Source organism: Chroococcidiopsis sp. CCALA 051 (assembly GCF_003015105.1).
In the GTDB taxonomy this organism is placed as follows: Bacteria; Cyanobacteriota; Cyanobacteriia; order Cyanobacteriales; family Chroococcidiopsidaceae; genus Chroococcidiopsis; species Chroococcidiopsis thermalis.
The window spans coordinates 15,848-34,780 of record NZ_PYCI01000066.1; the positions used below are offsets into that span (position 1 = coordinate 15,848).

The 18,933-nt window shown below is 42.8% G+C and carries 14 protein-coding genes; 6 read left to right on the forward strand and 8 right to left on the reverse strand.

The window, feature by feature from the left end:
• Window positions 1-30: 30 nt before the first annotated feature.
• From C7Y66_RS16960 to C7Y66_RS16970, 3 genes are all read right to left on the reverse strand, one after another.
• Window positions 31-1,395 carry a sodium:solute symporter gene (locus C7Y66_RS16960; protein ID WP_146149811.1) on the reverse strand — a complete coding sequence of 455 codons (1,365 nt, stop codon included), beginning with the start codon at window positions 1,393-1,395 and terminating at the stop codon, window positions 31-33.
• A gap of 180 nt (window positions 1,396-1,575) precedes the next feature.
• Window positions 1,576-3,402 carry a GGDEF domain-containing response regulator gene (locus tag C7Y66_RS16965; protein ID WP_106546497.1) on the reverse strand — a complete coding sequence of 609 codons (1,827 nt, stop codon included), beginning with the start codon at window positions 3,400-3,402 and terminating at the stop codon, window positions 1,576-1,578.
• The gene (locus C7Y66_RS16970) at window positions 3,399-6,293 is read right to left on the reverse strand and encodes a hybrid sensor histidine kinase/response regulator (protein ID WP_106546498.1); all 2,895 of its coding nucleotides are present in this window, start codon (window positions 6,291-6,293) and stop codon (window positions 3,399-3,401) included. The genes C7Y66_RS16965 and C7Y66_RS16970 overlap by 4 nt, the downstream gene beginning before the upstream one ends.
• Window positions 6,294-6,509: 216 nt before the next feature.
• Here C7Y66_RS16970 and C7Y66_RS16975 point away from each other — a divergent pair, with 216 nt between their 5' ends.
• On the forward strand, window positions 6,510-7,334 hold the full coding sequence (locus C7Y66_RS16975) for a zinc-dependent peptidase (protein WP_106546499.1): 825 nt from the start codon (window positions 6,510-6,512) through the stop codon (window positions 7,332-7,334).
• Between the two features lie 48 nt (window positions 7,335-7,382).
• On the opposite strand, the gene C7Y66_RS16980 is transcribed toward C7Y66_RS16975, so the two are convergent.
• Both C7Y66_RS16980 and mrdA read right to left on the reverse strand, forming a co-directional pair.
• Window positions 7,383-7,835: a tetratricopeptide repeat protein gene (locus C7Y66_RS16980; RefSeq protein WP_106546500.1), complete on the reverse strand. Its 453-nt coding sequence runs from the start codon at window positions 7,833-7,835 to the stop codon at window positions 7,383-7,385.
• 488 nt (window positions 7,836-8,323) lie between these two features.
• A complete protein-coding gene (gene mrdA / locus C7Y66_RS16985; protein WP_106546501.1) occupies window positions 8,324-10,123 on the reverse strand; it encodes a penicillin-binding protein 2 in 1,800 nt (599 codons plus the stop codon).
• Between the two features lie 216 nt (window positions 10,124-10,339).
• Between mrdA and C7Y66_RS16990 the strand changes: the two genes are divergently transcribed.
• From C7Y66_RS16990 to C7Y66_RS17010, 5 genes are all read left to right on the forward strand, one after another.
• The gene (locus C7Y66_RS16990) at window positions 10,340-11,485 is read left to right on the forward strand and encodes an ABC transporter ATP-binding protein (protein ID WP_106546502.1); all 1,146 of its coding nucleotides are present in this window, start codon (window positions 10,340-10,342) and stop codon (window positions 11,483-11,485) included.
• On the forward strand, window positions 11,482-12,603 hold the full coding sequence (locus tag C7Y66_RS16995) for a spermidine/putrescine ABC transporter substrate-binding protein (protein WP_106546503.1): 1,122 nt from the start codon (window positions 11,482-11,484) through the stop codon (window positions 12,601-12,603). The genes C7Y66_RS16990 and C7Y66_RS16995 overlap by 4 nt, the downstream gene beginning before the upstream one ends.
• Before the next feature lie 171 nt (window positions 12,604-12,774).
• A complete protein-coding gene (locus C7Y66_RS17000) occupies window positions 12,775-13,707 on the forward strand; it encodes an ABC transporter permease (RefSeq protein WP_106546504.1) in 933 nt (310 codons plus the stop codon).
• Between the two features lie 229 nt (window positions 13,708-13,936).
• The gene (pbpC, locus tag C7Y66_RS17005; RefSeq protein WP_106546505.1) at window positions 13,937-16,291 is read left to right on the forward strand and encodes a penicillin-binding protein 1C; all 2,355 of its coding nucleotides are present in this window, start codon (window positions 13,937-13,939) and stop codon (window positions 16,289-16,291) included.
• A 20-nt stretch (window positions 16,292-16,311) separates the two neighbouring features.
• A complete protein-coding gene (locus C7Y66_RS17010; protein WP_106546506.1) occupies window positions 16,312-17,190 on the forward strand; it encodes a class I SAM-dependent methyltransferase in 879 nt (292 codons plus the stop codon).
• Window positions 17,191-17,246: 56 nt separating this feature from the next.
• Here C7Y66_RS17010 and C7Y66_RS17015 read toward each other — a convergent pair whose 3' ends face one another.
• The 3 genes from C7Y66_RS17015 to C7Y66_RS17025 form a co-directional block, all read right to left on the reverse strand.
• Window positions 17,247-17,789 (reverse strand): Uma2 family endonuclease, encoded by a 543-nt coding sequence (locus tag C7Y66_RS17015; RefSeq protein WP_106546507.1) that lies wholly within the window; start codon window positions 17,787-17,789, stop codon window positions 17,247-17,249.
• Between the two features lie 96 nt (window positions 17,790-17,885).
• Window positions 17,886-18,383, reverse strand: coding sequence for a GNAT family N-acetyltransferase (locus C7Y66_RS17020; RefSeq protein WP_106546508.1), 498 nt, complete (start codon window positions 18,381-18,383; stop codon window positions 17,886-17,888).
• 7 nt (window positions 18,384-18,390) lie between these two features.
• The gene (locus tag C7Y66_RS17025; RefSeq protein WP_106546509.1) at window positions 18,391-18,609 is read right to left on the reverse strand and encodes a type II toxin-antitoxin system Phd/YefM family antitoxin; all 219 of its coding nucleotides are present in this window, start codon (window positions 18,607-18,609) and stop codon (window positions 18,391-18,393) included.
• Window positions 18,610-18,933: the final 324 nt, after the last annotated feature.

The following is an 18,933-nucleotide window of genomic DNA, read 5'->3' on the forward strand; positions in this document are numbered from 1 at the left end:
GTAACCATTTTTTATCCTCATAAGTCACCGTTATTGAGATGAGTCCTCTACTTTGAACTCACTCTGCCAATAAAAGTAACCAAATACAATCCAAACTAAAATAAACGTGACTACATTCCAAGCTAGCAGAGAAGCATTTTCACCAGAACCAATCTTCCAAGGCAAAAGAGCGGGATTGAGTGCTGAAACTATACCTAGTATGACTGAGATTCCTACAGGGGCGAAAAAAGCGCCTCTAGGAAGTCTTCGGCGCGAGATTAATAAGAAAATTGGTGCTAGCCCCAAAACCATAGTGCCACTAACTGTGGTTGCTTTCAGAATATTAGTACCAAACAGCATGGGTAAGTTTCCCACAATTGCCATTGCAACCATCGAGATTTTTCCTAGAAGTATCGGCTGAGATCCGACTTTTAAATCTACCACTACAGCTTTACTCGTGCTGCTAAAAGTTGAATCCAAAGTTGAGCCACCTGAAAGCATCATCACCGAAAGCATCAAGGCTAATATCCCCGTACCTCCTGCCGCTGCTGCCTGTACGGGTGCATCAACCGCCGCATCGCCGCCAATTACCCGCGCTGCCATGCCGACAAAGCTAAAGAGAATAATCAGACTTGCGGCAATAATTCCAGATAGCAGGTAGGCACGATAAGTTGTTTTAGCTCCAGCTAAAAATGCTCTATCTGTAAGTACGGGATCGTGAAAGGCGTAGGGGATACACTGAATTAACGCTACTAATAATAAGTCAACGCCAGAATTCCAAAAACCCGATTCTTGGGGGGCAACAGATAAAGCTGGTGCTTGCGGAAACACCCAGAGAAGCGTTAAGAGTACGGCTAAAACCAGCAACCCGAATTGAATTAAATCTGTTACCAAGCTTGCCCGCAAACCACCCTTGAGCGTATAAATCAGCACTAATACCGTAAAGACTATCGAGGAGAGGATAAAGCTGTAAGATTCTGGTTGACCGAAGTAAGAGCCAACTACGGCAGTATTAGACCAAACTTCGTTGTACAATCGCAGTAAAACGATCGCCATGAAAAATTTAGCTGCAGCGTTACCGTATGTTTGGCTGACATACTCTGCTAAGCTTCTAGAGTTAGTCATTCGACGTAACCTAATAATTAATATGCCGCAGATGGGAATCCCGACGTAATACGCTGCGTAAGCTAAACCACCCATCAAACCATAGGAGCGTCCTAAATTCGCTGCATTAGTAATTGATTTAGCAAAAATCCAGGCGACTACAATACTAGCGGTTAATATGGGTACTTCCGGGTTTTTACCCGTTCGATCCTTGCCTTGAAAGAAAGACTGGAAAGTTTTTGTCGTCGGTGCAATCCACCACATCAGTACCCCATATCCCAACAAAATCAACCAAAGCGTCCATGAAAGCACGATTAACCTCTCAATTTTTAGCTGGCGTACTGCCTTGTTACAGTAGAGTAGCGATCGCCCCTCTGTACTAATAACGTGCTAAAGATAGAAAAGTGATGATATTGCTAGTAGCGTTTCTATTTGAGTGATTAACTGCTGGTGAAGGATTGCTCATAGCTTGCCCGCTAGCAAAAATTACTATTAAACATTTTTGACTAAAATCTCTTCTGCTAGCTGAAAGTTGACGGGCGTACCAAAGAAATACCCCTGCGCTTCGTCACACCCCAACTTTTTTAATACAGTTAGTTGATGAGATGTTTCTACTCCTTCGGCGATCGCTTTAATTCCTAAAGTGTGAGCTAGAGTAATAATTGTCCTCACTATTTCACAATTCTTGCCTTCCGCATCAATCGGACTGACAAAAGAGCGATCGATTTTCAGTGCGTCTATTGGAAAACGATGTAAATAACTTAAAGAGGAATATCCCGTGCCAAAATCATCAATACTGAGTTGAATGTTTTGCTCTTTAATTTGGAAGAGAAGTTCGATCGTCTTTTCTCCTCGATCCATTAGCATAGTTTCAGTCAGTTCTAACTTGAGATTTTTTCCATTTAAACCAGTACGATCCAGAATTTTAGCTAACTTATCTACTAGATCGAATTGCTGAATTTGCTTGCTGGAAAGATTGACACTAATATATAAAGATGTCGTAGCAAATTTTTGCTGCCAAATATATAACTGTTGGCAAGCTTCCTGTAAAATCCATTCACCAATCGGTACAATTAAGCCAGTTTCTTCGGCGATCTCAATGAAATCTCCTGGATCGATCAATCCCATTTTTGGATGTTGCCAGCGTAATAAGGCTTCAAAACCCGTCAATCTCCCAGTTGCGACAGAGATAATTGGTTGATAATGTAATAGAAACTCTTGACGTTCCAAGGCATAACGCAAGTCTATTTCTAGTTGTGAAAGATGCAACGTTCTGTCGTACATTTCGCGATCGAAGATTGCATAACGTCCTTTTCCTAAAGCTTTAGCGCGATACATCGCAATATCGGCATCCCGCAGTAACTCATTGACAGTTTGATAAGCTCCCGAACCAAAAACAATACCAATACTAGCCCCAATATAGACTTTACATTCACCTAAATGAATTGGAGCAGTTAGTTTCTCTAACAATCGTTCGGCAATTGCGATCGCGTCTTGAATATCTTGTAGATCTTCTAATAAAATAGTAAACTCATCTCCACTCAAACGCGCTACAGTATCAACCTCGCGCGAGCATTCTTTTAGAATATGAGAGATCGCAATTAATAGGCGATCGCCGACAGCATGTCCCCAACTATCATTAATAATTTTGAAGCGATCGAGATCGATAAATAAAACGGCACACAAATAATCTTTATTTCTGGTAATACGATGTAGAGCTTTTTGTAAATGCTCCATAAATAAAGTTCGATTGGGCAAACCTGTTAGAGCATCATGTAAAGCTTGATAAAATAGCTTTTTTTGAGTTTGTTTGTGCTTGACGATTTCTCGATCTCTTTGCTGAATAACTTCTTCTAATTGTAAAGTTCTTTGTAGAACTTTTTGTTCTAGAGCGTTATTTAATTGATAAATTTCTGCCTTTGCTGCCTGTAAAGCTAATTGATGTTGGATGCGGACTACAACTTCTTCAATTTGAAATGGCTTTGTGATATAGTCTACTCCACCAACTGCAAAACCTTTAACTTTATCGAAAACATCATCTAGCGCACTTAAAAAAATTACAGGAATATGACTCGTTGAAGAATCTAATTTTAGCTGTTCGCAAACTTCATAACCATCCATTTCTGGCATTTTAATATCTAACAAAATAAGATGAGGTGGATCTTTTTTAGCTGTAAGTAGTGCCATAGCACCATTTTTAGTACAGCGAACTTTATAACCTCTTTCTATTAAAGCTGTAGATAAAACTCTCAAATTATCAGGAGTATCGTCAACAACTAAAATGTCGGCACAATAATAATTTAATTGAGCGTTATTCATAAATTAGCTGCGGTTTGAGCGAAATTCATAATCCGGTCAAAATTAAATTCACTAACTTCTTTTTGAATCGATTGAGCTAATGCTTGATATTCTTCTGGTATTTGAGACACTAATTGAGCAATTTGCTCTTCGTCAATCAAAGCCGCAGCTTCTGATAGGTTCATCAGCCATTCATTCGACATAACTGCTAAAGCTTCAGCTGTCAATTTTTCAACAGTTGAAGCTTCAGAAATATTTTTAGAGCAAATTTCTTCATATATATACCGTACGCCTAAAAATTGAGCCATTTTGTCAAAAATGACTTCTTCATGAAAAGGTTTGCGGACAAAATCATCGCAACCAGCCGAAAGAACAATAGCTTTCTCTTCTTCAAGAGTGCTAGCGGTAAGAGCAATAATTGCAGTAGCTTGTCCTTGAAGATGTGATTTAATTTGTTGAGTCGCATCATAACCGTTCATGACTGGCATTCGCATGTCCATCCAAATCAAATGCGGTTGCCATTGCTGCCATATTGTGATTGCGTCTTGTCCGTTAACTGCTTCTTTAACTTGGAAACCAATTGGTTGTAATAATTTTAGTAAAAGCTGGCGATTCTCCCAGCGATCGTCTACGACTAAAATCCGATATTTCTGTTGATTTGGTTGGATTCCAACAACTCTATAAGTTCTTTTTTGCTCGACGGCTTTACTGACATCGCTTTCTAAAGCTTGGATATTAAATTGAAAAACTGTACCTTTTCCTAGTTCGGAGTTAACAGTAATCTTGCCTCCCATCAATTCGACAAAACTTTTAGTAATAGGTAAGCCTAAACCAGTTCCTTGTTGAGATTGTTTACCTGTTTCTGTTTGAACAAAAGCTTCAAATACACTATTAATTTCTGTTGGTGCAATACCTGCACCAGTGTCGGCAACTTCAAAGTGAAGAGTTATGGGTTGTTGATTATTGGTTAGTGGTTGCCGATCGCCTGCTAATTCTACTCGTAGAGTGACGCTACCAACTGAAGTAAATTTAATGGCGTTACCCAATAAATTAATTAAAACTTGCCGCAGTTTCTTGTCGTCAGTTTTGATATATTGAGGGAGATTGTTGCTGCGCTCGATTGTTAACTGTAACCCTTTAGATTCTGCTCGTAGTGCCAACATCTCTTTAATCGAGTCTAATAAGACATATAAGTCGAAGTCAGTGGGATAGAGAGTCATTTTTCCTGACTCAATTTTGGCTAAATCTAATACGTCATTGATCAGCGAGAGTAAATGCTCGCCACTACGATTGATAATTCTGAGATTTTCCTGTTGCCGATTGCTTAAAGAAGGTTCTCGATTCATCAGTTGGGAAAAACCGAGGATGGCGTTGAGAGGAGTCCGTAGTTCGTGACTCATGTTTGCTAGAAATTCACTTTTAGCGCGATTGGCTAGTTCTGCCGCAGTTTTAGCGTGTTGTAGTTCTATAGTCCTTTTCTCTACTCGCAGTTCGAGTTCATCGTTAGCTGTTGCTAATTCTTGATTCGCCTTATCTAATTGCTCGTTGACTCGGACAACTTCCTGGTTTTTGCGATCGAGTTCTTGATTGATTCGAGCTAAATTAGCAAAAGATGCTTGTAATTGTTGCGCCATCTCATTGAAAGAGCGTGACAATACTCCTAGTTCAACGATCCTTTTGACTTCCACTTGTTGGTTTAAATCTCCTTGAGCGATCTCCGTAGAGGCTTTACTTAAGCGTAGAATTGGTTGACTAATCCAACGAGAGGTAAGTAACCCCAACCAAATTGCTACTAATAATGCTAAAAAACAGAGAAAAAATGTTGTTCGGTTGTTGGCATGAATTTGTCCCATGAAATCTGATTCGGGTATGGTAGTTACGACTAACCAATTCAACCCAAATTCATCTTGCCAAGGGACTACGCGAACGAACTGAAGTTCGTCTTGTAATTTAAAATTTAGTTGTTGTTCGCCTTTAATTCTTTGAAAATTACCGAAATTGTGTTTCAAATACTTGGCTGTTGCTCGAATTTGAGCGTCATTAATATCAAGAGCGCTGAGTCTTTTAGCTACACCATTAACTAGTGTAAAAGGTTTTTCCGTACTAGAGGAGGCAATGAGTAACCCATCACGTTCGATCACAAAAACTTTGGCTGATGGAGTAATTTTGAGTTGTTTTAAAAAATTATTAATACCAGCTAAAAGTAGATCGACTCCAATGACACCGAAAAGTTGATTTTTATTATTGTAAATAGGACTAGTAGCAGTAATAGATATGTATCCTGCTAAATTTTCGCCATCCCAGTTGGATACGCTGCTCCAGGTTGGTTTGCCTGCTTTGACTGCGTCCTGATACCAAGCTTCTGTTTGAGGGTTGTAGTCATCGTAGACTACTGCTATTTGAGTGCGATTGCCTCGCTCGTCTGTAACGTACGTATATGTTCTCCAGTCAGTAGCAGCAGATAGTTCATCAATAGTAACTCCCCGTCCTGCTAAAAATCTTCCTGCAGCGGCATATTCTCCCGTAGTCAGTGCATAGGCACTGTAAGCTAGTTCTGGATAAGTTTGTAGTTGTTTCCAAAAATAACGTCCTGTTGTCTTGAAGTCTTTTAAATCTAATAATCCTAACTCGACCGCGTCATGATTAATCTGATTAATTTTTTGAGGAGTGTCTAAATAACCAGTGAGATGTTCGGACACTAGGTTGCCACTTTTATCCATTAAGCGATCGACAAGAACGTTAACTGCTTGCTGACCGTTTTTAAATGATAGATAACCCACTAACCCTACCGCACCGGCAATTTGTAACACAAAAGGTAATACCAGGACTAATCGTAGGGGTAGTCCTCTAAAGCTTTTAGCTCTGGAAATATCTTGCTCTTGTGGTGATGCGGTTGGGCTAAACAATTTCATAGTTATCTACTGAGAGTAGGAGCATTAAGAGTGAAGGAATGAGCTTGCTAGCTTTAAATTGCTCAAAAATGTTCTTAAAATAACATTAGTCAGAGTAAGATGCGATATATATCTATCTGTGTAATTAAATACTATTACCTTTAAAAAGAATTCATGTAAGGTTAGGTTATTTGAAAGAATTGAAAATGGAAGAATTGAGACTACTGTTATAACTTTATGATAGAAACACTAACTATTATAATCGCGATCGCCTTCATCATTGCCGGGATTTTCATTCATCCTATTCTAATAAAAAAACGTCGCCGTTACTATAAGCAGCTTCCTTTTCCTATACTGTGGAATGCAGTAATTGAAAATAATTTACCAATTTATTATTGTCTTTCCAAAGGCGATCGCCAGCACTTGCAAGGACACATTCAAGTATTCTTAGCAGAAAAACAATTTATTGGTTGTAATGGTTTGCTAGTGACAGAAGAAATGAAAATAACGATCGCTGCTGTTGCTTGTTTACTTTTACTCAATGAAAGAGGCGAATACTTCTTAAGGTTGCGCACTATTTTCATCTATCCCAGGACGTATTTTGTCAATGAAATTGCAAAAACTGGAAGTTATATTGTAGAAGAAAAGCGCGTGGCAAGATTGGGAGAGTCTTGGACGAATGACCAATTAGTCTTATCTTGGGAACAGGTACAATACGATACTCGTAACTGGCAAGATGGTCGCAATATCGTACTGCATGAGTTTGCCCATCAGTTAGACCAGGAAGATGGTGAAGCTGAAGGCGTACCCATTTTGCCACGAAAATTAGATTATCCGATTTGGATGCAGGTGATGACAGCAGCGTATCAGCAACTTTGTCATGACGTACAACGAGGTAGAAAAACTGTTATGGATAGCTATGGAACGACAAATCCAGCCGAGTTTTTTGCCGTCGCTACAGAAACTTTTTTTGAAAAACCGCACCAATTACAGAAACAGCATTCAGCACTTTACAAATTATTGCAAAGTTATTATCAACTCGATCCCGTGCAGTGGGTTTAAGGTTATGACAATTTTTAGGGTGCGTTGTTTAACGCACCCTACTAGCTTTCACGTAGAAGAAGTCATAGCTGCGCTGTCAGAACGACCAACACCAAAAATGCCCTTCCACACTTGTACTAATCTGTAAACAGACGATCGCCGTTCGATTCCCAATGCGCGATCGTAGCTAGCATAACACTGCTCGTAACGCCCTAAATAATTTAAAGCTACGCCTTTAAATAACCAAGCCTGTTTGTCTTTAGGATTAATTGTCAAAGCGCGATCGCAATCTGTTAGCGCTGCTTCATTTTGTCCTAAATGAATCAATACAACTGCTCGCATTACTAAAGCGGTAGGATTGTCCTCATAAATTGTTATGGCTCGATTTAGGTAATTCAATGCTGCCGTATATTTGCCTAAATTGGCTAACTGAGTCCCCTTTTGCTGCCAAATCTTAGCAACTTCAACAGCAGATGGAAATTCATCAATTGAGTTCAATTTATTATTAGTCGTTGCGGTCATAAAAGTTGTTTAGTAAATGCAGGTTTGAAGTTTTTAACAAAACAGTAAGTACTTATATTTGCATCTCAAGGTTCGATTCAAACATCAAAAAAGTGATTTTCGCTACTTAAAATCAACATATTTCATTTTCTCTCTGTCAAGTTTAGAGAAAATACTGAAACCACTATGAACTTTTGTTAAAGAGCGATCGCAACTATGACCTATCCAATGCCCGAGTGGAACTCATCTACTCAACATTTACAGTAACACCGCGTTCATTCCAAAAAGAATTTTAACTTGTGTATTGAGATTTTTAGCACATATCGTTTCGATACTTAAAAAAGCTTTATCTAAATGTCTATCAACTAACTCCCAAATCTCCCGGGACTAGCAGAAACATCCACAGTGCCTAACCAAAAAAACCTAATTTGTCTGTACGCAAACGTACAAAATCTGAGTAGTTAATTCCGACTTCCGACTTCCGTACAGGCGGGTTTCCAAACCTGCCCCTACCGACTTCCGACTTCTCCCTTCGCCTTCTGCCCGTGAAAATAGGCTTCCATCACTTTTAACACCATTGGAGCGCAAATCTTACCACCGCCACCACCAGAGTGTTCGGCAAACGCGACGACCACGATTTCTGGCTTATTGTAGGGGGCATAACCGCCAAACCAAGTATGAGATTTCTGCTTATAAGTCTCCGCCGTACCGCTTTTACCAGCAGCCGGGGGAATGGTAGGAGAACTCAACGCCCTACCCGTGCCGCTAGCTACGACTTGTCGCAATCCTTGACGGACGGTTTGCACGGTACTTGGTTTGATATTGAGAGACTCCCGCCACTTCTTCGCTTCCTCGTTATCTCGCAGTAAGTGCGGTTTGATCCGGTAGCCACCACTAGCAGGAACGGCGAACATCACGGCAACTTGCAAGGGAGAAACTTGCAAAAACCCTTGACCAATGGACATATTTACCGTGTCTCCTACCTTCCAAGGTAAGTCATAGTTGGCTCGTTTCCATTTATCATCTGCAACTAAGCCTTTTGCTTCTTCTGGTGCGAGTTCAATGCCCGTTTTGCGCCCAAAGCCAAATTTCCGCGTCCATTCAATTAAAGTAGGTCCGCCAATTCCCCGACCGATTTGATAGAAAAATGTATCGCTACTCCAAGCCAACGCCCCCGGAAAATCGAGTACGCCAAATCCGGCAAGATTCCAATCGCAGAATCGCGTACCACCAATGTTCATGCAACCATAGGTTTGCAATCGCGTTTTAGGCGAAAACTTCCCTGATTCCAAGCCAGCTGTAGCGGTGATGATTTTGAACGTACTGGCAGGGGGGAAACCTCTTAAGGCGCGGTTAACAAAGGGATGATCTTTCTTTTGTAGGCTGCGCCACACGGCGGGGGTGATGCGTTTAGAAAATACGTTGGGGTCGAAGGTAGGACGACTCACCATTGCTAATACTCCGCCAGTACGGGGGTCGAGGGCAACGATCGCCCCTTGGCGATCGCCCAAAGTTTTTTCGGCGGCTTTTTGTAACTCTAGATCGATCGTTAAATGAACGTTCTGACCCGACCTTGCCTTTTTCTCGCCTAAATATCGTAAAACCCTACCCTTACCGTCAACTTCTACCTGTTGTCCGCCCCATTCACCCCGCAGTTGCTTTTCAAAGGCTGCTTCTACTCCCATTTGTCCGATGACATCTCCGAGGCGATAGCCTTCTTGACGTTTCTCAGCTAATATATCGTCATTCATCTCGCCTGTATAACCGAGAATGTGGGCGGCGATTTGACCGTTGGGGTAACTGCGAATCGGTTCGATGTAAACTTCTACATCTTTTAATTGATTTTTGTATTCTGCCAAAGCCGTAATTTGAGCCGGGTTGATATCTCGTGCCATGCGAATTAAGCTAGGAGAATTTACCCCGGCTTTATCCATGCGTTGTTGAATTTCGGCGGCTGGCATTTGTAAAATTTGGGCAAGCCGTTGTTTAGTACTGTCCCATTCCGGTTTTTTGGGAGCCATAGGCCAAATGTAAACGGAATGAGACAGACGACTAGTTGCTAAAATTCTGCCTTTGCGATCGAAGATACTGCCCCGTTCTGGCTGTTTAGGAATCAATCGAATTCGGTTATTGTCCGCCAATTGACGATTGCGAGTCCCTTCAACAAGCTGTAAATATGCCAGCCGACTGCCAATCCCACCAAACATGGCAACAGTAATCCCTAGCATTAACACTAAGGCTTGGAAACTACGCCCGACAGTGCGGGTCGTTTTCGTCTTGCTGCCATAGGCGGGATAAATGATTTTCATGGGGTGGGATTTACGATATTGGCGCGGTAGCATTTAAGATCTAAGTTACCCACAACTGAGGCGATCGCGCTCAGACAAAGCAGCGTTTACCCATCAATTTTAATCAATTGGAATGAGCGTTCGCTCAGCTAATAGCGGTGACAAGTAAATTTATTGGCACTTCGACAAAATACCGTGCAGACTGGAAGATAAAATATATTACCTGGGACAATACGGATGACGGCTCGAACTGCAACACGGTATACAGGGGGAAAAGTCGGTGCATCGCTGCTTGATGTTGAGCTGCAAAACGTCTATAAGTTTTTTCATCAAGAATTAGCCGTAAACGGGATCGACGTAAATATTCGTCGAGGAGAATTTTTTAGTATTCTCGGTCCCTCTGGTTGTGGCAAAACGACAACGTTACGTTTAATTGCTGGATTTGAACGAGCGGACGCGGGAAAAATATTGATTCAGGGTGAACAGATGAATCGCGTTCCGCCCTATCGTCGCCCCGTCAATACTGTATTTCAAAGCTATGCTTTGTTTAACCACTTAAATGTGTGGGATAACATTGCTTTTGGGTTGCGGTTGCAAAAACTCTCGCGGGTGGAACTGAATAGCCGCGTGGAAGCCGCACTCAAATTAGTCAAGATGGAGACAATGCGATCGCGCTTTCCCGCCCAACTCTCAGGCGGACAGCAGCAGCGAGTTGCTTTGGCAAGGGCATTAGTCAATCGTCCGGCAGTCGTGTTGTTAGATGAGCCTTTAGCAGCGTTGGATCTGAAACTACGTCAGGAAATGCAGGTAGAATTATCCAATCTGCATCAAAATTTGGGCGTGACTTTTATCTTTGTCACCCACGACCAAAAAGAAGCCCTTTCTTTATCAGACCGTATTGCTGTAATGCATCGTGGCAAGATCGAACAAATTGGTTCTCCTAAAGAAATTTACGAACATCCAAGTACGGCATTTGTAGCTGATTTTATTGGCGATACTAACTTATTAGCCGGGAAAATCGCGCATAGCGATCGCTCGACTCTCCAGGTTGATAGTCACAAGGGATTAAAAATTGTCGTGCAAAGACATGACTATACAGAACCAACTGCAACTTCTGCTCCAGTGATGGTAAGCGTGCGTCCAGAAAAAATTGAATTGAGCTTGGAACGTCCTACTATTCGCACGAATTGTTTTGCTGGTAAACTACTACACGTCATGTACCTGGGAACTCACGTTCACTACTTAGTAGAATTAGACTCGGGCGATCGCATTAAAGTCTTACAACCAAATACAGGCAACACTTTATCAGACACTGATATACCGATCTACGTTCGTTGGGCGACTCGTGACTGTATAGCTTTAAAAGCCAGTGGAAGCGAATGAACACAAACCATCAGCCAGTACAAAGATTTTCGCGATCGAGACGCAGATTTATTCGCACATCAGTAGCCGCATTTTCTGGACTTGCCCTCACCCGGTGTGGCTGGAGACAGGGAGGAGTCCAACGGGCAGCAGCACCAGCCAGTCCAACAGACAAGCTATTTGTCTATACCTGGTCGCAGTATACAGATGACGAACTGATTAAAAATTTTACCGATCGGTTCAAAGCACCAGTCGTTGCAGACATCTACGAATCAAACGAGGCAATGCTGGCAAAGCTACAAGCGGGAGGAGGAAGCAATTACAGCATCATCTATCCTAGCGATTATATGGTAAGGCGCATGATAGAAATAGGAATGCTCCACGAACTCGACCGTTCGCGCCTTCAAGGTTTAGACCGACTTGCCCCCCAATTTCAAAATCCGACTTACGACCCGCAAAATCGTCACAGTATTCCCATGAGTTGGGGAACAACTGGATTTGTTTACAATACCCAACAGTTAAAAGAACCACCTACAGATTGGGAATATTTGTGGAAAAACCGCCAGCAGCTATCAGGACGCATGACTTTAATTGATGACGTGCGGGAAGTCATGGGCGCAACTTTACGAATGTTGGGTTATTCCTATAATTCCAAAGATGAGTCGCAAATTAAACAGGCTTACGAGAAGTTACGAGAACTCAAACCCAGTATTGCTGCATTTGATACCGACGCTTGGCGCAGTCAAATCCTCGCCGGAGATTTAGTGTTAGCGATGGCATATTCCACTGATGGAATTAAAATTTCTCAGGAAAACCCCAATCTCAGATATATCATTCCCGCCAGCGGCACGTCTTTGTGGACGGATACGATCGCCATTCCCAAAACCGCACCCAATCTTGATGCTGCATATGCTTGGCTCAATTACAACTTGGAACCTACGGTAGCAGCAGAGATTTGTCAGCGACAAACCGTTGCCATTCCCAATCAAGTTGCATTAGAAAAGTTACCAACTCAACTGCGCCAAGATACCAATTTGTTTCCTCCAGAATCAGTCTTAAACAAATGCGAACGCATTTCCCCTTTAGGAGATTTTGATGCAGTTTACGATCGCTACTGGACGCAACTAACTAGCAGCTAGGGGATCGGAAATTAGGAAAGTATGAAGGAAGAAGGAAGAAGGAAAAAGGATGAAGTATGAATAGTTATTCGTCATTGGTCATTGGTCATTATTCATTTGTTGACTGACAACTGGTCACTGGTCACTGGTCACTGGTCACTGATTATTGCTCCCTACTCCCTTCTACAAACTGTGCCTGCAAAAAAGTCACCACTTCAACTCGATGCAACCTCAAGTCAGGATGCCGAACCACCGCTACCACCGAAACATCCTCGTCGGTGGAATTGGCTAGAACCGACGATTTTTCTAACTCCGGCTGGAATTTGGTTGATATTGTTGTTGGTACTACCAACACTGATTATCTTTGAGTTGAGTTTAGTGCCAGGGTTTCGCCCGGGAAATATTGTTAATCCTAGCGGTGTAGATAATTATATTCAGGTATTTCAACCCCTATATATGGGAGTGATGGGGCGATCGCTATTTTTAGCTAGCTCTAGTACTATTATTTGCTTATTATTAGGATTTCCCGTCGCCTACTGGATTGCTTTGTTGACTCCTCAACGCTGGCGGACTCTACTTTTATTGGGCTTTGTCTTACCTCTGTGGACATCCTCTTTACTGCGTTCTTATGCCTGGATTACGATTTTGCGTCCTACAGGCGTGCTGAACTCTTTGCTCAATAGTGTTGGTTTACCCAGCCTCCAAATTCACAATAGCAGTACGGCAGTTTTGATTGGCTTGAGTTACAATTTGCTGCCTTATATGGTATTGATTCTCTATGCTTCCCTGGAAAGATTAGACCGGAGGTTGCTGGAAGCAGCCGCAGATTTAGGAGCAAATCCCGCTGAAACCTTTTGGAAGGTAACTGTCCCCCAAACTTTACCAGGAATTGCCGCAGGTTCGCTGTTAGTTTTCATTACGGCAATTGGCGATTTCATTGCTCCAGAGTTACTAGGTGGTGCATCCAGTATGACGATCGCCAGGTTAATTTACAATCAGTTTTTAGGCGCAACCCAGAACTGGGGATTTGGTTCGGCGTTAAGTATGGTGTTGGTACTAGCTGTTAGTATTGCGATCGCGCTATTAATTAAATACGGCGGGAATAATTCAGTGACTAGTGACTAGTTATCAGTGGTAATTGGTAATTGGTAATTGGTAGTTGGTAATTGGTAATTGGTAATTGGTAATTACTCCCCTTCTCCCACTCTCCCCCTCTTCCCCTCTGCTCCCTGCTCGTGCGCTCCCTGCTCCCTTGTCCCCCTTGTCTCCCTTGTCTCCCTTGTCCTCCTTGTCTCCCGACTCCCGACTCCCGACTTCCGACTCCCGGCTCCTCTGGAAAAAGGGAATTTTTGTTTTGATACTACTGTGTCTGATTGTCCGTGGCTTACCGTATCTCGCGCCAATTCATGCCAAAGATATCTTACAGGATGGACAGGCAATTGAATTTAGCGATCGCCACGGGTTGCCTTTGGGAACTTTACTGACTCGCGATCGCAACCATACTGTAGCCGTACCGTTGAATGCAGTTTCGCCCCAGTTTATCCAAGCAATTTTAGCAGCCGAAGACGGGCAATTCTATCATCATGGAGCGTTGGATTTAAAGGCAGTCGGACGGGCGATCGTCACTTCTATTCAAGCTAGAAGAATTGTCAGCGGCGCATCGACAATTACAATGCAACTAGCACGGATGCTAGAACCCTTACCGCGCAACTTCTGGGGGAAAGTTCGGGAAATTTGGTTATCTTGGCGGCTAGCCGCAGGCATGAGCAAAGACGAGATCTTGCAAGCTTACGTCAACCGTCTGCCGATGGGTGGCAATATCTACGGCGTAGAAGCTGCGGCGCGAATATATCTGGGAATGCCTGCATCCGAACTAAATTTAGCACAAGCTAGTCTGCTAGCAGCCATACCCAACAATCCGGTATATCTGAATCCTTACGATAGTTGGGAAAGATTGAAACGGCGACAGAAATATGTCTTCGATCGCATGGTTCTAGATAAACATATTACCCGTGCTGAGGCAGAAAAAGCCAATATCGAAGCAATTACGCTCCAGTCGCGACGGCAGGGAATTATCGCTGCACCGCATTTTCTATTTTGGGCAGCTAGTCAACTTCCCAAACAACACCCATCCCAAATTCGGACGACTATAGATCGTCCCTTGCAACAGTTTGTAGAAGTCCAAGTCCAGCAGATCGTGCGCCACCTTGCACCACACAACGTCCACCACGCTGCTGCTTTAGTTATCGATAATCATTCTGGTGCAGTTTTAGCTTATGTCGGTTCTCCCGATTACTTTGCCGATGCCGAATTGGGGCGTAACGACGGCGTGCAAGCACTTCGACAGCCCGGATCTACCCTAAAACCTTTTTTGTATCAATTAGCCTTGGAACAGCGGCTAATTCGTCCAAATACCGTATTAGCAGACGTACCTACCCACTATGCTATTCCTGGAGCGCGGCTTTACAGCCCTACAGATTATAGCGAATCCTTTCAAGGACCCGTGCGCGTCCGCGTTGCCTTAGCGAATTCTCTTAACGTTCCCGCCGTGCGAGTCTTGGAGCGAGTTGGTGTAGAAAATTTCTTGCAACGCTTGCATCAACTTGGTTTCGAGCATTTAAACCAGCCCCCGGAATATTACGGACTCGGCTTAACCCTCGGTAGTGGTGAAGTCAGTTTATGGGAATTAGCCCGTGCTTATGTAACTATGGCAAGACAGGGGAATTCGGAATTCGGAATTCGGAATTCGGAATTTGAGATTTGGGAAAAGGGGAACAAGGCAGACAAAACTAATGCGCAATTCACAATTGAACTCTGCTCCCTGCTCGTCCCTGCTCGTCCCTGCTCCCTTTCCACTGGTCCCTGGTCACTGATAACTGACATATTAAGCGATCGCCATGCCCGTGCTAAGTCTTTTGGTGTGGACTCGGTGCTGAATTTGCCTTTTCCTGCTGCGGTGAAAACGGGAACTTCTTCTAATTTTCGCGATACTTGGACGGTAGGATTTACGACTGATTATACAGTTGCAACTTGGGTAGGCAATTTTAACGGCGAACCGATGCGTCAGGTATCTGGGGTGATGGGTGCGGCTCCTTTGTGGAATCGGATTATGTTGCACTTGCACGAAGATCGAGAACCTGCGGCTTTTCCTGCTCCATCTGGTTTGGTTTTACGTCCCGTCTGTGCTTTGTCGGGATTGAAACCTACACCTGCTTGTCCGACAGTGGTACAGGAATATTTTTATCCAGAAGATTTGGACGAATACGATCGCCACCCCGATACTTTTTATCAACTGGTAACTGCTCATACAGCAAAAGAGCCGCAATATCGGCTTAATTTACCTAGAGAGTATGATGAATGGTTGGCAACCCAAGGGCGATCGCTAGGGGTTACAAGCGGACTGAAAATCGTCTCTCCTACCAACGGCGCTTTGTTTCTCCTCTACCCTAACAATGGTGCAAGCGACACTCAGCAACGGCTAGAATTTAAACTCGCTGCAAAGTTAGATAAACCTGTAGAATGGTGGCTTAACGGTCAGAAGTTAGTAACGCAGACATCTGATGCTTTCTTTTGGGAACTGCGTCCCGGGAACTGGACTGTGGAAGCTAGAAGTGATGGGACGAGCGATCGCGTCAGTTTTCAAGTACAGTTAGCACAAAATCAACCTACTCGTCGAGGTTTTTCTGTCGGTCGTATAAGCAAAAATTAGTCAGAGTTACAGGGGTGAAAATGTCAGATTCTACATACATCTTTACTAATTCTCAGCCTGAGAAAAAAGTTGAATCTAAAACAGTCGAACCCAAAGAATTTAAACTGACAGAAACTGAGTTGAAAGAATTGGCAAGACTCCAAGCAATCGAACGAGTCTTCGATCCTGCCAGTCGTCAGCGAATTCAAGCAACAGGTATTTCTCCTAATTGGTGCTGTCTTGAAGTTGGTGCAGGAGCAGGATCGATCGCCCGATGGATGGCAGAAATTGTTGGAGAAAACGGTAAGGTTGTTGCTGTCGATTTAAATACTCGTTTTGTTGCCAAGAGCAAACGAGCAAACATAGAAATTATAGAATCCGATATTCGTCATCTAGCGCTAAAGAGTCAATCTTTCGATCTCATTCATACTCGCTACGTGCTGATTCATGTTCCAGAATTTCAAGTTGCTCTCGCAAAAATGTTAGATTTACTCAAACCTGGTGGGTGGATTGTTATCGAAGAACCCGATTTTTCTGCTGCTAGAGCGATCGCGGGAAATGAAGCAGCTTGTCAGTCGATGAATCGAGTGAATGAGGCGATCGCCCAAATGTTTGCTAGTAGGGGGATGGATTATGCTTTTGGTGTTAAATTGCCTACCATATTTCAACAGTTGAATTTGCAAGAATTATCTGTTGAAAATGATACTCCTTTAGCCCCTGGTGGTTCGGGAATTGCTACAGTTATGAAAATGTCTGCTGAGCGATTAGCAGATAAATATATTGCTACGGGTAAAGCAACGCAACAAGACATCGAGCGGTATTGTCAAATTGCCGAAGATCCGCAGTCATGGGCAATTTATTATTCAACTATTGGGGCGACAGCGAGGAAAGTCGTAAGTAAGTCAAAAGTTAAAAGTTAAAAGTCAAAAACGTGTATCTTATAGCGATCGGAGATTAACAAAAAGGTGCGATCGCATCATGACAAAAGCCTGTCAACAGACACTGAAACATCTGAAAATGCTAATGGTGTAATTATTCCTTTGTCAATTGTGTTTGCTTCCAGATACTTGCCATTTTGAGGCTTTCTAAATACAATTATTTGTCGAGTAGCTAAGCTTAAAACCCAATATTCTTGAATTTCAGCCGTTGCATAAATTGCAGCCTTAATATCCAAATCTTTTTTTAAGCTTGTCTTGGCAACTTCTATAATCCAAAAGATATCTTCAGGGGCAGGATGGCGATCGTTGTAAGATGATTCTGGCAATCTCACAATCGCGATATCTGGCTCTGGTTCGGAATCGGCTAGAGTAATAGGTCCATTGAAGCGTACATCAGCCTTACCTAACAGCAATTCTTCCAAGTACTTCGCGCCTCGTTTTGCTGTAGAGTAATGGATTGGTGTTTCTGGACTCATCTCAACAATTTCACCCGCTAGCAATTCCACATGGCGATCGCGCAGAATGCCTGCTTCAATCATGCGATGATAGTCTTCTACAGACCATTTAGCTAGCGTTTTCATAGCAGAATTGCTCGGAATTTTGCGCTCGATCTAGTTCAATTTTATAGTTTCTGGGTTGAGAAGTAACGCGATCGATAACAAGCTGTGAAGAATATGTCAGTGGTTTCGATTCGCTGCAATTTTAGTCCATTTCATGGGTGTTGCCCATACCCCATTTTTGCAAAAGCGATCGCCGTTTTGGACAAACCCGACTTTTTGATAAAAGCCTACTGCCGCATCAGATGAGTTAACAGTGATTTGATTAAGAGCGTTGCTGCACCGAGTGAATAGCTCTCTACCAATTCCTTGCCTAGCAAATTCTCTTCGGACGAACAACAACGATAGATGATTCCCTGTGCGAAATGCAATAAAACCGACAACGATTCCATTCCATGTAGCGACTAGCGTTTTCTCAACACTCAAGATTCTTCCTCTCAATTCTTCTAGGTCACAAATTTGTTTCCATTCGGCAACACTTTCTGGTGTTCCATCTGTAAGTTCCCAAAGATCCGCAGAAGCCCACATGCAAGCACTGATTTGGTGTTCGTCCCCTGGCTCCGGCAGCCTATAGGTAATTGCGTTCATCTTTGTGGGCTGTTGTTGCGAGCGACGCATAACTCACCTATGCCTCAAAATCCTCCAATGGTGCGTCAAAATCATCTGACATTTTTACCATTCCCTTTGCACTGCCAAACTTAGGGATTGCTTCTACTGTATTAAGTGGCACAATTTTGAAAGAACTTCCATCACTACGGGTAATTACAACTTCTTCCCCGCCTGCTACTTCTTCAATTAGCTCTGCCAGTCGAGTCTCAGCTTCTTGTAAGTTAATCTGGTGCATGATGGTTTTTGGCAAAGTTCGATATTTTGAATATAGCTTCTGATGCAAGCACTCAAGAGCGATCGCAGCCTATCTGCTTAATAGCTACTCTTGGATCTTAAAGTAGCATAGTAACTATGCTACAAAATTTTTAACTTCAACAATAATCTTTTGAGTTTCGTTTTCGGTACTAAAAAATATTCCAACCATCAAAATAGTCCAGCCATCCTTCTGCCCATTGAATTTTGCTGATTGTGGTAAATCCGTAGGTAGTGGTATTTCGTAAAGGATGGAGAAAAACAGACTTGATTAACAACTGGATGGCTCTGCTTGAATCCTCTGGTT